General features: G+C 67.2%; 12 protein-coding genes. 9 read left to right on the top strand and 3 right to left on the bottom strand.

Going from position 1 to position 13,264, the window contains the following annotated elements; translation table 11 throughout:
* Positions 1 to 23 precede the first annotated feature (23 nt).
* The 9 genes from M1M07_RS23290 (at position 24) to M1M07_RS23250 (ending at position 10,325) form a co-directional block, all read left to right on the top strand.
* Entirely contained in the window at positions 24 to 1,130 is a 1,107-nt protein-coding gene (locus M1M07_RS23290; RefSeq protein WP_197250770.1) for an ABC transporter substrate-binding protein, read from the top strand.
* A gap of 55 nt (positions 1,131 to 1,185) precedes the next feature.
* On the top strand, positions 1,186 to 2,031 hold the full coding sequence (locus M1M07_RS23285) for an ABC transporter ATP-binding protein (protein ID WP_197250771.1): 846 nt from the start codon (positions 1,186 to 1,188) through the stop codon (positions 2,029 to 2,031).
* Positions 2,021 to 2,872, top strand: a complete 852-nt coding sequence (locus tag M1M07_RS23280; RefSeq protein WP_197250772.1) for an ABC transporter permease — start codon at positions 2,021 to 2,023, stop codon at positions 2,870 to 2,872. Before M1M07_RS23285 ends, M1M07_RS23280 begins: the two co-directional genes overlap by 11 nt.
* Positions 2,873 to 2,957: 85 nt before the next feature.
* Positions 2,958 to 4,352: a SidA/IucD/PvdA family monooxygenase gene (locus M1M07_RS23275; RefSeq protein WP_248675675.1), complete on the top strand. Its 1,395-nt coding sequence runs from the start codon at positions 2,958 to 2,960 to the stop codon at positions 4,350 to 4,352.
* Positions 4,342 to 5,070 carry a YcnI family protein gene (locus tag M1M07_RS23270; protein ID WP_197250774.1) on the top strand — a complete coding sequence of 243 codons (729 nt, stop codon included), beginning with the start codon at positions 4,342 to 4,344 and terminating at the stop codon, positions 5,068 to 5,070. The genes M1M07_RS23275 and M1M07_RS23270 overlap by 11 nt, the downstream gene beginning before the upstream one ends.
* Positions 5,054 to 6,685 (top strand): copper resistance protein CopC, encoded by a 1,632-nt coding sequence (locus M1M07_RS23265; RefSeq protein WP_308200837.1) that lies wholly within the window; start codon positions 5,054 to 5,056, stop codon positions 6,683 to 6,685. The genes M1M07_RS23270 and M1M07_RS23265 overlap by 17 nt, the downstream gene beginning before the upstream one ends.
* Before the next feature lie 9 nt (positions 6,686 to 6,694).
* Positions 6,695 to 7,624 (top strand): MetQ/NlpA family ABC transporter substrate-binding protein, encoded by a 930-nt coding sequence (locus M1M07_RS23260; RefSeq protein ID WP_197250776.1) that lies wholly within the window; start codon positions 6,695 to 6,697, stop codon positions 7,622 to 7,624.
* 56 nt (positions 7,625 to 7,680) lie between these two features.
* Positions 7,681 to 8,916, top strand: a complete 1,236-nt coding sequence (locus M1M07_RS23255; RefSeq protein WP_197250777.1) for an acyl-CoA dehydrogenase family protein — start codon at positions 7,681 to 7,683, stop codon at positions 8,914 to 8,916.
* A 263-nt stretch (positions 8,917 to 9,179) separates the two neighbouring features.
* The gene (locus M1M07_RS23250) at positions 9,180 to 10,325 is read left to right on the top strand and encodes an LLM class flavin-dependent oxidoreductase (RefSeq protein ID WP_197250778.1); all 1,146 of its coding nucleotides are present in this window, start codon (positions 9,180 to 9,182) and stop codon (positions 10,323 to 10,325) included.
* 3 nt (positions 10,326 to 10,328) lie between these two features.
* On the opposite strand, the gene M1M07_RS23245 is transcribed toward M1M07_RS23250, so the two are convergent.
* From M1M07_RS23245 to M1M07_RS23235, 3 genes are read right to left on the bottom strand one after another with little or no spacing between them, the layout of a single operon-like run.
* A complete protein-coding gene (locus M1M07_RS23245; RefSeq protein ID WP_197250779.1) occupies positions 10,329 to 11,126 on the bottom strand; it encodes an ABC transporter ATP-binding protein in 798 nt (265 codons plus the stop codon).
* Entirely contained in the window at positions 11,123 to 12,175 is a 1,053-nt protein-coding gene (locus tag M1M07_RS23240; RefSeq protein WP_197250780.1) for an ABC transporter substrate-binding protein, read from the bottom strand. The genes M1M07_RS23245 and M1M07_RS23240 overlap by 4 nt, the downstream gene beginning before the upstream one ends.
* Positions 12,172 to 12,939 (bottom strand): ABC transporter permease, encoded by a 768-nt coding sequence (locus tag M1M07_RS23235; RefSeq protein ID WP_231609997.1) that lies wholly within the window; start codon positions 12,937 to 12,939, stop codon positions 12,172 to 12,174. The genes M1M07_RS23240 and M1M07_RS23235 overlap by 4 nt, the downstream gene beginning before the upstream one ends.
* Between the last annotated feature and the right edge of the window lie 325 nt (positions 12,940 to 13,264).

Here is a 13,264-nt window from a genome sequence, read left to right as displayed (position 1 = left end):
TCCTTCGGACAGAAAAGGTGATCATGCGCGAGACGCAGGCCGGCGTGTTCGGCAAATTGTGCCGCGGAGCAGCAACATTCGTCGTCACCGGGGTGGTGGCGGCCACCCTTGCCGCATGCGGCGGAGGTGAATCGGCCGTGGTTCAGGACGTGGACGGAAGCGTCTCGGATCCGAATAATCCGGTGTACTTCAAGTGGTCCGAGAACCCGAACAGCCCGTCGCTCGTCAAGATCGCCGACGAGCTGGGATTCTGGGACGAGGCGGGTATCCGGCCGGAGTATCTCGGTCACGTGGACGCCGGTCAGGTTCCGGCCCTGCTCGGAACCGGCGACGTCACCTTCGCCTACTTCATGTTCAACCGGGCGCTCTCGGCTGTCGCCGCCGGAGTGGATCTGAAAGTGATTGCGTCACTGACCTATACCACCGAGGACGAGCCGCACATGGAGTACTTCGTGCGCAAGGACTCGGACCTGAACCAGACGAACCTGAGGCAGCTCGAAGGCAAGACGGTCGGCTTGGCCTCCCTGAAGGGCTGCGCCGAATTCATCCTCAAGGACTACCTCGTCAAGAACGGTGTCGATGTCGACAAGGTCAAGTTCCTGACCCAGTCGGAGAGCCTGCTGCCGCAGTCCCTCGAGCAGGGGCAGATCGACCTCGCGGTGATCCATCCTCCGCTCAACGGTGTCCTCCGGACCAATGATGCGGTGCGGGTCGCCTTCTCGGACTACGACAACTCCGGCAGTGACGGTGGTCTGGCGCCGATCAGCGCGAGTGGAGAGTTCATCCGTCGATACCCAGCCCAGACAAGGGAATTCGTCGAGATCCTCGCCAAGACGGCGAACTGGGTGAATGCGAACCCGGACAAGCAGCAGGAGTTGGTGGCGCGGCTCACGGGACTGTCCGAGGATCAGGTCACCAAGTACTACTACACGAACAATCTGATCCTGGACAAGGAACAGACCGGCTTCTGGTGGGATCTGTCCGAGCGACTCGGGATCCTCACACCGGAGGAGGCCGCTCTCACCCCGGAAGACGTGGCCACCAACGAGTTCAATCCGTACGCACCGTCCGCCGCATTGATCGATTCGCAGTCGAGCAACACCGAAGTGCTGACCGATACCGAGTTCTGACCGGCCCGGTGCCGGTGACGAACGAAGGCAACCAAACGATGAGGAGGCAGCGGTCATGACCCGATCGGTCGTCGATCACCCTGCTGTTGTTCCCGATGCGGCCCGGCCGGTCAAGATTTCGGCCAGGAACCTGCACAAGGAGTTCAAGAATGTCGGCAAGGGCGCCGGCAACGGCGTCACCGAAGTCCTCGACGACTTCGACCTCGAGATACGGGAAGGCGAATTCCTTTCCCTGCTGGGCCCGAGTGGGTGCGGAAAATCGACGTTTCTCAACATCCTCGCCGGACTGGAGACCTTCGAGGGCGGCGAGTTGCTCCTCGACGGCGCTCCCGTCCGCGGCGTGAGCAAGAACATCGGTGTCGTCTTCCAGAATTACGCACTGTTTCCGTGGTTGTCCGTGCGGAAGAACGTCGAAGCAGGTCTGAAGATCCGCGGCGTCCCGGCCGCGCGCAAGCGCGAAATCTCGGAACGGATCCTCACGACCGTCGGGTTGGAGAGCTTTGCCGACCACCTCCCGCATCGGCTCTCCGGTGGCATGCGCCAGCGAGTGGCCATCGCGCGTTCTCTCGCATACGACCCGGACGTTCTGGTTCTGGACGAGCCGTTCGCTGCGCTGGACGCGCAGACCCGCGAGTTCCTGCAAGGAGAACTGTTGCGGATCTGGGAGTCCGGGGCTCGGAAGAAGACCATCCTGTTCGTGACGCACTCGATCGACGAGGCGATCTTCCTGTCCGATCGGATCGCGGTGATGTCCAAGCGTCCCGGCAAGGTGAACGCACTGATCGAGGTCGACCTGCCGCGACCTCGCAACGACGACTCCCGCGCCGCGCCGGAGTTCGGCCGGATCCGTGCCCAGGTCGCGCAGATCCTCAAGGAGGAGGCCCACATTGGTGACCGTTGAGACGCGTCCACGAACCGACGAACGCACCGAGGCGCAGCCGGAGAAGCCGTCCCGTTCGTGGAGCGAGTGGGCCGCCGATTACGACAAGTACGTGTACGGGACGGTCGGAGTCGCACTGTTCCTGTTCGTGTGGTGGTTCGCCAACACGACCGGACTGCTGGATCCGAAGTTCCTCACGCCGCCCCAGAACATCGTCACCGCATTGGTCGACGGGTTCTCCGCGGACGGCAAGCTCGGCCGGCAGGTGCTGCCGAGTCTGCGCCGCGGACTCGCCGGGTTCCTCATCGCGACGGTCCTCGGCATCTTCCTCGGGATTCTCGTGGGTTCGGTCCGGACACTCGACAAGTTGTTCGAGCCGATCCTGAACTTCTTCCGGAATCTCTCGATCCTCGCGCTGTTTCCGGTGTTCTTGCTCTTCTTCGGGATCGGTGAGGAATCCAAGATCGCGATCGTCGCTTGGGCGGCGTTCTGGCCGATCTTCATCAACACCACGAATGCGGTCAAGGGCGTCGAGAAGATTCTCGTCAGCGCCGCGCGGACCCTCGGCGCGGGACGGGTCTACATCTTCACCCGGATCGTGCTTCCCGCTGCGTTCCCCAACATTTTCCCGGGTCTGAGACTGGGCGCATCGCACGCCTTCACCGCGCTGGTGGCCGCCGAATATCTCGGTGCTACCGAAGGTCTGGGCATCTACATCAGATCCGCGCAGGAGGGCTACCAGATCCCTGCGATGTATTCGGGGATCGTGGTGCTGGGCATCATCGGCGTCACCTTGAACCTCGTGCTGGCCGGAATCGAGAAGCGCGTGACCGGATGGCAACTCGGAATCACGAGCCGCTGACCGTGGCCGCTCGTCGGCCGATGACGAATCGACAGACCAGAAGTACGCAAGAACCAGAAGTACGCAGCAGAAGGATGACAGCTCGATGACCGACCTCTCCGACAACCCCGACGACGCAGCGCAGCGATCGCTCCACCTGCTCGGCTACGGTAACGGCGACGCGAACTGGATCGCGCCGCTGGACGATACGGATCACGACGTCGTCGTCGTGGGCGGCGGTCAGAGCGGAGTGGCGATCGCCTACGCGCTGCGCCGCGCCGGCGTGGCCAGGACCTCCGTCGTCGACGCCGGCCGGGACGAGTCCGACCTCGCGTGGCAGTCGCGTGCACGGAATCTCACATTGCGCACTCCCAAGACGGTGTCGGGCCCCGAACTGGGCAACCCGGCCCTGACGTTCCAGGTCTGGTTCGACGCGACCCACGGGGAAGGCGCGTTCGACGGAATCGACCGCATCGCCACGTCGGACTGGGCGGACTACCTCGAATGGTTCCGCCGGCAGGTCGGCATCGAGGTACGGCGCGGCGTCCGGCTGACGGACATCGAGCCTGTCGACGACGGACGGCTGCGTCTGCACCTGGAGAACGACGAGCGCACCTGGACCGAGGACACCCGAAAACTGGTTCTGGCCACCGGGGTCTCGGGAACCGGGGGCCCGTACATTCCCGCCGCAGTGGCGGCCCTGTCGGACCGCGTGTTCGCACATACCGCGGACGAAATCGATTTCGACGCACTGCGCGACAGGTCCGTTGCGGTCCTGGGCGCCGCGGCGTCCGCATACGATGCAGCGGCGACCGCACTCGAGGCCGGAGCGGGCGATGTGCACGTGTACACGCGCCGACCGGAGCTGGTTGTCGCCCCGCTCGGCGGAACACGACCGAACCCGCTGGCGCAGGACGTATTCCACCTGCTCGGCGACGAGGAACGGTGGCGTCAGCGGTGGCGGACCGCCGCGCAGGGGGCCAATGTTCCTCCGGAGTCCGTCGAGCGGGCAGCGGTGTTCGAGAACTACTACCTCCACCTCGACGCAGAGTGGTTGTCGGCGTCCGAGGAGGACGGCCGCGTGATCGTCCACGCCGCGGACGGAACTCGCACCTTCGACTTCGCCATCGCCGGCACCGGCTATCAGCAGGATCCGGCCACCCGGCCGGAGCTGTCGACGATCGCGCCCTATGTCGCGCGATGGGCGGATGCCTATCCGGCACCCGAAGGACTGGAATCGGAGTTGCTCGCGTCGGCGCCGTACCTCGGCAGCGGATACGAGCTGACCGAACGCGAACCGGGTGCGGCGCCGTGGCTGCGCGACATCCACGTCTTCAGCATCGGTGCGGCTGTCAGCTTCGGCCGGCCGGTCGGCGACATCCCGAGCCTGCGCGTCGGCGTGCCGCGGCTGGTGGAGGCGATCACGCGCGATCTGGTGCTCGCCGATCTGCGACGAGCACGCTCGGCTGCCGTCGGGGGACCGGTCGACGATGTTCGGTAGACGCACGAGGCAGTTTGTCGGTCGCCTCACCGTTGTCGCGCTGCTCGGGGGTCTCGGCCTGTCCGGTGCCGCGGGCACGGCTGCGGCGCACGTCCGGGTCGACGACGGCGACCGGCCCACGCAGGGCGGATACGGCCTGGTGCGGCTCATCGTCCCGACCGAGTCGGACACGGCCTCGACGGTGCGGCTGACGATCACCGTTCCCGACGGCGTCGACCTCGTGTCGGCGCGGACACTGCCGATTCCGGGGTGGACCGCGACGATCCTGCGGGAGCCGACCGCGGACGGCGAACGGGTGACGCGCATCGATTGGGAGACGAGCGATCCGGCGTACGGGCTGAAGGGTTCGGAGTTCGGTGTCTTCACCCTCTCCGCGGGACCGTGGCCGGACGACGTCGAATCGGTGGCGCTGCACAGCGAACAGGGATACAGCGACGGATCCGTGGTCCGGTGGGACGAGGTCGCTCTCGACGCGGACAGCGAACCCGAACACCCGGCGCCCGTCGTCACGCTGGCCGCCGCAGGAGCGGGGCACGGGCACGACGGACACGGAGACCGTGTCGATGCTTCGACGGACCCGGCGAGCACCGCGTCGGCGGCAACCGAGCCACAGCTGTGGTTATGGCGTTCGATCGCCGGTGCCGCGCTGGTGATCGCGGCGGGATCGTCGATCGGAGTGCTTGTGCTGGTGCGCCGGAGTCATGTCCCGAAGCCGTGACCGATCGATGCATCGCGCTGCATGCCTCGGCTTCCTCGTATGGCTCGTGGTGTCGGCATCGACCGTATGGGCAGCGCCGGCCTCCGCGCACGCGAGTGTCGTGTCCAGCTCACCGGGCGACGGATCCCGTGTGGAGGTTTCGCCGGCCTTGCTGTCCTTCGAGCTGAACGAGGTGGTCGGCGTCGTCGAGGGCTCGCCGCAGCTGATCGACCACGACGGTGTGCGGCACCCCTTCTCGGCGGTGCGACTGGAGAACAGCGGGCGTCGGCTCGTGCTGGTACCCGCGGACGGGCTCACCGACGGTGCCTACCTTGCGACGGCGCGTGTGCTGTCCGCCGACACGCATGTGGTGTCGCTGTCGATCCGGTTCACGGTGGGGTCGGTCACCGGGCTGGGGAACGTGCCCGACGATCCCGGGGCGGATGCGGGCACGGCACAGTTTCTCGGTATTCCGAGCAAGTGGGCGACGTATCTCGGGGTCGCGCTGTCGGCGGGCCTGTTCGTCGTCGCCCGCTGGGTGTGGCCGAACGTGCTCGGTGGCCGCCGGTTCCGATTCGTCTATCGGGTCGGTGCGACGCTTCTGGTTGCCGGCCTGGTGGGCAGGGTCGTTCTGCTGGCCGCGCAACAGTCGGGCGGACTGTCCGGCATCTCCGGATCGGCCGTCGCCGCAGTCGCGAGCAGCCGGCTGGGTATCGCGATCGCGGCCGCGGTGATGCTGAGTCTCGCGTGCGGGATTCGTCCGCCCGGCCGGGGCCGTGGGTCGGATGCGACCGGATACCTGCAGGCCGCGTCCGCGATCGTCGCGGTCACGCTCGGCGGTCACGGCGGTTCGACCGAGCGCTGGCCGGTGTCGTTCCTCGGAACAGGTGTGCACGTATACGCCGGGGCGATCTGGCTCGGAGGTGTCCTCCTGCTCGTGCTGGTGCAGGAGCAGGTGCCTCCGCTGCGGCGGTGGCACGGGTTCGCGGCCGGGCACGTGGCCCTGGTGGCGATCACCGGGATCCTGTTGGCGTTCATCCAGGTCGACCCGGTCGGAGCGCTGATCTCCACCGTCTACGGATCCACCCTGACCGTCAAGGTGTCGGTCGCTGTGCTCACGCTGATCGCCGGCTCTCTCGCGTACCGCAGGTTCAGCGTCGGTTCGGCCGGGGGAACCGAACCGCTGCCGGTCCGGCGGCGCCCGCGGATCCTCGTCGCCGAGGCAGCGCTCGCGATCGTGATTCTCGCCGCGACGTCCGTGCTGACATCTGTCGTGCCGGCCAAGGACAGTTACACCACGAACGTGCGCACTGCGCTGGACTTCGGCGCATCCGAGGTCCTCGACGTCGAGATCGACTCGGTCCGTCGTGGCGCACGGTCACTGACGGTTCGTTACCGACCCGAGGGCGCGACCGGCGGAGCGCCGATGCCGGATGTCGGCGTCGAACTCTCCTCGGCCGAGGCGAACATCGCACGCCTGCCGGTCGAGCTCCGCACGACGATGTCCGCTGACGGTGAACTCGTCTGGGACAGTGACGGTCTCATCGTTCCGGTCGCGGGGCAGTGGAAGGTCACCGTTCGGTTCGAGGGTGGTCGCGGGCCCAAGTTGGCGTCGTTCTACTACGAGGCGTTGTAGGAGGCGCACATGGGAAAATCGGATACCGGTCGCATTCGCGGAACGATTCTCGCGAGCATCACCGCGTTGCTGGTGCTGTCCGGGTGTTCGGACGAAGTGACCGTGACCTACGGCGACGGTACCGCGAGCGGGGACGCACTGACGATCCTGGTGGGCGACGAGGGTTACCGCGACGTCCTGGAGCACGTGTCCGCGCACGGGTTGGCGGACGGCGTCGAGATCGAACTCGTCGACGCCACCGACGACGCGAATCGGCAACTCGCCGAAGGACATGCGGACCTCGTGTATTTCCAGACGCAACCCGCGTTCCTGCAGGACCGGGCGACGAACTCGTTGGACACGTTGAGTGTCGTCTCCGAGGTCAATGTCGCGCCCTACGCGCTGTACTCGGCGAAATGGTCGGGTATCGAAGAGACCGACGACTGGGTGAACGCCGGACTCGTCGAGGACAGGGTCACCGGAACGAATCTGCCGCACGGGGCAACGGTCGCATTGGCCGATACCGTCACCGGATTCGCCCGCGGTCTCTACCTCCTGCAGGAGTCGAATCTGATCACACTGGATCGGGAGTTCGGCGGTCTCGCCGCGCGGGATCTCGCTGTCTCGGAGGCGAACATCCTCGAATCGCAACGTCATCTGTCGATCAGGCGGCTGGACCTGGCGAACTTCGCCGCGGATGCCTACCGCAACTACGACGCCGTTGTACTCGATCCCCGAACCGCGGCCTCGATCGGTCTGATTCCGGAACGGGACGCGCTGAAAGTGGAACCGGGACCGAACAATCCATACGCCCGCGTACTCGTCGCGCCGTCCCGGCTCGCCGGCGACCCGAGAGTATCGGCACTCGGCCGTGCGCTGGAAGGTGAGGAGGTGGCCGACTACCTCGAACAGAAGTACCGAGGAGCGTACGTCTCCGTACACGTTCCCCGGGACAAGTAGCCGAATCGATTTGTATACAAGAACATCCACCCGAACAACCTCAAGGAGAAACCGAAATGACGAGCACCCTCGATCCTGTGGAAACCCGCCCGGCACCGACCTTCGAACACCCCGTGACGGCCGGATCGCGCGAACTCGACGAACTTCTCGCCTACATCGACGCCGAGGTCGTCGACCGCGACGACGCCCACCGGCACCCGTTCGAGGAATTCGAGGTGATCCGGCAGTCACGGCTCGGCGCACTCCGGCTCCCGGCAGACCAGGGCGGCGGCGGGGCCACGCTCGTCGAACTCTTCCGGACGGTCATCGCTCTCGGCGAGGTGGATCCGAACGTGGCGCACAGCCTCCGCAACCACCTGAACTTCGTCGAGAGCACGCTGCGCCGGGCAGACGGGCCGGACGGGCGCTGGCTCGAAGAGGTCCGGGCCGGAAAGCTGTTCGGCCTGGCGTCGACGGAGCTGAGCCGCAAGCACGCCGGCCGGCGCAACCAGGATTTCGAAACCGCGGTGACCGAGACACCGGACGGGCTTCGGTTGAACGGCACCAAGTTCTACAGCACGGGTAACCTCTACGCGAACTATCTCGTCGTCGCAGCGCAGGGACCCGAGGATGAACCGATCCGTGTGGTGGTTCCCGCCGACCGCGAGGGCGTCGTCCTGGAACGGGACTGGGACGGCATCGGACAGCAGTTCACCGGCAGCGGCACCACCCGGTTCGAGAACGTCGCCGTGGACCGGGAAGACTTCCTCGGCACCGGGACGTACTACGGAGATCTGCCGTACTCGGCCACGTTCCCGCAGCTGTACCTCACCGCTGTGATCGCCGGGATCCTGCGGCGGGTCACCCGCGACGCCGCCGACCTCGTCCGGACCAAGCAGCGCACGTTCTATCACGCCGCTGCGGACAGCCCCGTCGAGGATCCGATCCTGCAGCAGACCGTCGGTGTGCTCGCCAGCCAGGCGTTCGCCGCCGAGGCGCTGGTCGTCGCGGCCGCCGAAGCCCTGTCCGAGGCATACGCCGCACACGGCACCGACGAGGAACAGGAACTTTCGCTGCGAGCCGCGGTCCGTGCAGCGAAGGCCAAGGTCGTGGTGGACGAGATCGCCCTGCGGGCTGCCGGTGACCTGTTCGATGTCGGCGGTGGCACCGCAGCCCGGCGAAGCTCGCACCTCGACCGGCACTGGCGCAACATCCGTACCCTGGCAGCACACAACCCGCGCACCTACAAGGCAAAGGCCATCGGGGCCCACGAACTGACGGGTGAGCCGTTGCCGACGGGCGCGTTCTTCTGACCGGTCGCCGGGACGCACGGCAGCCGTGCGTCCCGGCCGGAACGCCCGTGTCGAATTCCGCACTCGTGCGGTAGCCTGTCGACGCCCGAACATGCACGAGTGCAGGAGTAGTGCCGTGACGCCCATCGGTGACCCGCAGCCCCGCGTGCTGCGTCCCGTGTGGCACAGCTGGCGTCTGTACGTGGATCTGTGCCGGGTATCTGCGCTTCGCTGTCGTCGCTGACCTGCACCGGTCCACGTTCCCTCACTTCGAAGGTCTCGTCATGTCCATGTCGTTCCACTGGTTCCTGCCCACTTCCGGCGACAGCCGCTCGATCGTCGGTGGCGGTCACGGCGCCGACCTGCGCGTTTCGGCCGCCGACCGGCCGGCCACCCTCGACTATCTCGGCCAGGTCGCGAGGTCGGCCGAGCAACTCGGCTTCGAGGCTGCGCTGACCCCGACCGGCCTGCAGTGCGTCGATGCGTGGATCACCACGTCGATGCTGGTCCCGCTGACGCAGCGACTGAAGTTCCTCGTCGCTTTCCGTCCCGACGCACTCTCGCCCACACTGGCCGCGCAGATGGCCACTGCCTACCAGGATCATTCGAACGGACGACTGCTGATCAACATCGTCACCGGTGGCGAGAGCAGCGAACAGCGCGCGTACGGGGATTTCCTGAGCAAGGACGAGCGCTACCGGCGCACCGACGAATTCCTCACCGTCCTGCGCGGACTGTGGCGCGGCGACCTGGTGTCGCTCGACGGTGAGCACATCCACGTCGAAGGTGCGCGCCTGGACCGGACGCCCGATCCGGCGCCCACGGTGTACTTCGGCGGGTCGTCGCCCGCGGCGCTCCCGGTGGCGGGCCGGCACGCGGACGTGTACCTCACGTGGGGCGAGCCGCCGGGCGCGGTCGCGCGGAAGATCGAGAGGGTGAAGTCCGAGGCTGCCGTGTTCGGCCGGTCCCTGCGATTCGGAGTCCGGCTGCACGTGATCAGCCGCGACACGTCGGAAGAGGCGTGGGCGCAGGCACAGCGGCTGCTCGACGACATGGACCCGGACGAGATCGCGCTCGCCCAAGCCGGTTTGGCGGCGAGCGAGTCCGAGGGCCAGCGTCTGATGCGGGAACTGCACGGCAGCGCGACCCGCCACGACGGGGATGCCCGCACCCTCGAGATCCACCCGGGTCTGTGGAGTGGGGTCGGACTCGTGCGCGGCGGCGCGGGAACCTCGCTCGTCGGTAGTCACGAGGAGGTCGCCGCGCTGATCGAGGAGTATCACGCCGCCGGCGTCGACGAATTCGTGCTCTCGGGTGTCCCGCACCTCGAGGAGGCGTACTGGTTCGGTGAGGGTGTCCTGCCGTTGCTGGCGCGCCGTGGACTGTGGAAGCATCCTGCTGCGGCGCAGGGACTTTCACTGGTGCACTGACGGTCAGGCGTGGGCGCGGTAGATCTCGCTCGCGATCCGCTCCTTGTAGGCGGCGAACTCGGGGGTCGTGCGCACCGACGGTGATCGCGGTGCGTCGTCCTCGTCGCCGGGCAACGAGATCCTGACGTCCTCGACGATGCGGCCGGGTCGCGCGCTCATCACGAGTACCCGGGTGCCGAGGAAGACGGCCTCGTCGACACTGTGGGTGACGAACAGGACCGTGCGGTGCTCGGCGTTCCGGATCGCGAGCAGTTCGGTCTGGAGCTTCTCGCGGGTCAGGGCATCGAGCGCACCGAAGGGCTCGTCCATCAGGATGATTCGCGGTTCGTTCACCAGCACCCGCGCGATCTGCGCGCGCTGCTGCATACCGCCGGACAGCTCGTACGTGCGCCGGTCCCCGAACTCGGACAGGCCGACCGTCGTGAGGATCCGGTCGGCCCGCGCGCGGCGCTCGGCCCGGGGGACACCGCGCAGCTTCGGTCCGAGTTCGACGTTGGCGCGCACCGACTTCCACGGGAACAGGTTGGGTTTCTGGAAGACCACCCCGCGTTCGGGACCGGGGCCCGTCACCGGGACGCCGCCGATGTCGACGGTGCCGGTGGTGGGGGATTCGAATCCCGCGAGCATCTGCAGCAGGGTGGTCTTGCCGCATCCGGACGGGCCGACCAGGCACACGAACTCGCCCGGCTCGACGGTCAGATCGACGGTGCTCACCGCGGGCACCGCCGACGGACCGGTGCCGTACGACTTCGAGACCCCGGTGAAGGTGACCCGGTCGGTTCCCGTCCGGACGCCGGTCACGGCTGTGCGACCTTGCGTGCCGCGTCGACGTAGATGCCGTTCCGGTACACCTCCGGGTCGCTCACCGCGGTGATCTGACCCTGTTCGAGCAGGAACTGTGCGGTGGAGAGCAGATTGTCGGCGAAGGCGGCCCCGAGATACTCGTCCGACGCCTGATCCGACGCCCGCAGATAGGTCAGCCCGTCGAGCTGCGGACGCACCTCCTCCGGCGAGATGCCCAGCTGGACCGCGAGCGCGACCGATGCCTCGTCGGGGTTGGTGAGGAGCTGTTCGACGGCCCAGTCCTGGGCCCGCGTCCACACCGCGACGAACTCCGGGTTGGCGTCGACGAATGCGCGGGTCGCGCCGGCGAGGTCGAAGGTCGGCACGCCGGCGGCGGCGGTGTCGGCGCTGGTGAGCAGCACGTGGCCGTCGGTGAGTTCGGACAGGGTCGGCTCCCAGATCCAGGTGCCGTCGATCTCGCCGCTCTGCCACGCCGCGACCGTCGCGTCGGGTGCCAGGTTGACGAGGGTGACCTGGTCGGTGATGCCGGCGCGGTCCAGTGCGGCGAGCAGGCTGTAGTGCGCGGTCGAGGCGAACGGCGTCGCGATCGTCTTGCCCGCGAGCTGTTCGACCGACGTGATCGCCGGATCGCGCACCACGAGGGACTCGGCTGCGCCGATGACGTCGTGGATCCAGACGACCTGTACGTCGATGTTCAGCGGCGCCGACAGCGCCTTCGTCGCGGGGCTGGAACCGAGCAGGCCGAGGTCGGCGCTGCCGGAACCGAAGGCCTGCACCACGTCGCCACCCGACGCGAACCGGCTCCACGTGATCTCGGCGTTGGGCAGGCACGCCTCGAGGATGCCCGAATCCTTCACGAGGAGATCACCGTTCGGGATGTCCTGGTAGGCGATCCGGGCGGTGGTGGTGATCGATTCGTCGACCTCGAACGGGCAGGCGCTCGCTGCAGCGGAACCGTCGGGGGAACTGCTGCGGTCGGAGGACACGCAGCCGGCGACGAGCGTGGCCGTTGCCAGCGCGGTGACGGCAACGAGTGTGCGCTTCATGATTTTCCCTTCCAGGGCACGGCGAGGACGCCGATCCATTTGATGACTGCGTCCAGCACGAGGGCGGTGATCCCGACGACAACGATGCACGCGATCGTCAGCGGTGTATCGAGTTGTGTGCCGGACAGATACGCCAATCCGCCGATGCCGGGGATGCCGTTGTTGAGTTCGGCCGCGACGACCGTCGTCCACGCAAAACCCACGGCGATGCGGATGCCGGTGAGCACTTCGGGTGCGGTGGAGGGCAGGACGACTTCGGTGAGCACCTGGCGGCGGTTGGCGCCGAGTGAGCGCACGGCGTCGATGTGGTCGCGGGGCACCGAATGCACGCCGTTGATCGTGGCGATGGTGATCGCTGGGAACGCGGCGAGGAACAGCAGCCAGATCTTCGAGGTGTCGCCGATGCCGAACCACACGATGAGCAGGCCGATGTAGCCGAGCGGGGGGAGGGCCCGCAGGAAGTTCAGATACGGCTCGACGAGGGTGTTGAGCGGTCGCCACATGCCCATCGCGAAACCGAGGAGCGGGCCGACGACGATGGCGGCGCCGACACCCGCGGCGATCCGCTGGCAACTGGCCAGCAGGTGTTCCCACAGGAAATAGCCCTGGGCGCCCTGCACGAGCCGGTCGACACCCGGTGCGACCGGATGCCAGGTGTTGGCCAGCACGAACGCGTCCCACACCGCGCCCGGCGACGGCAGGAACAGCGGTTCGATCAGGCCGGCAGCGGTCACCGCCCACCAGAGCAGCAGGAACGCGCCCAGCGCGACGAGACGGCCTGCGACGCGGCGGAGGAACGGGTTGCCCGGTCGCGGGGTCGCCGGCGTGGCGGTGACCGCGATGGTCGGGTCGTCGAGGGTGTCGACGGGGGCGTTCACGGTTCCGGCACCTCCTGGCCGGAATTACCGGGCCCAAAACAGCTTTCGATTCTCAGAGTGGTGATCATGGGGCCGAGGTGACGCCCGCGTACAGGGTTCGGATCGTCGTGATCGAAACCCTTGCCTCGTGCGTGGTTTCGGTAGCGGCAACTACCGAAACCACGCACGGGGCGCGGGGGCTGTCGCTTTTACACATCTGACGCTGCCGCCG

It is taken from the genome of Rhodococcus sp. HM1 (genome assembly GCF_023218075.1).
GTDB lineage: Bacteria > Actinomycetota > Actinomycetes > Mycobacteriales > Mycobacteriaceae > Rhodococcus.
This window is presented reverse-complemented; position numbering and strand designations above follow the sequence as displayed.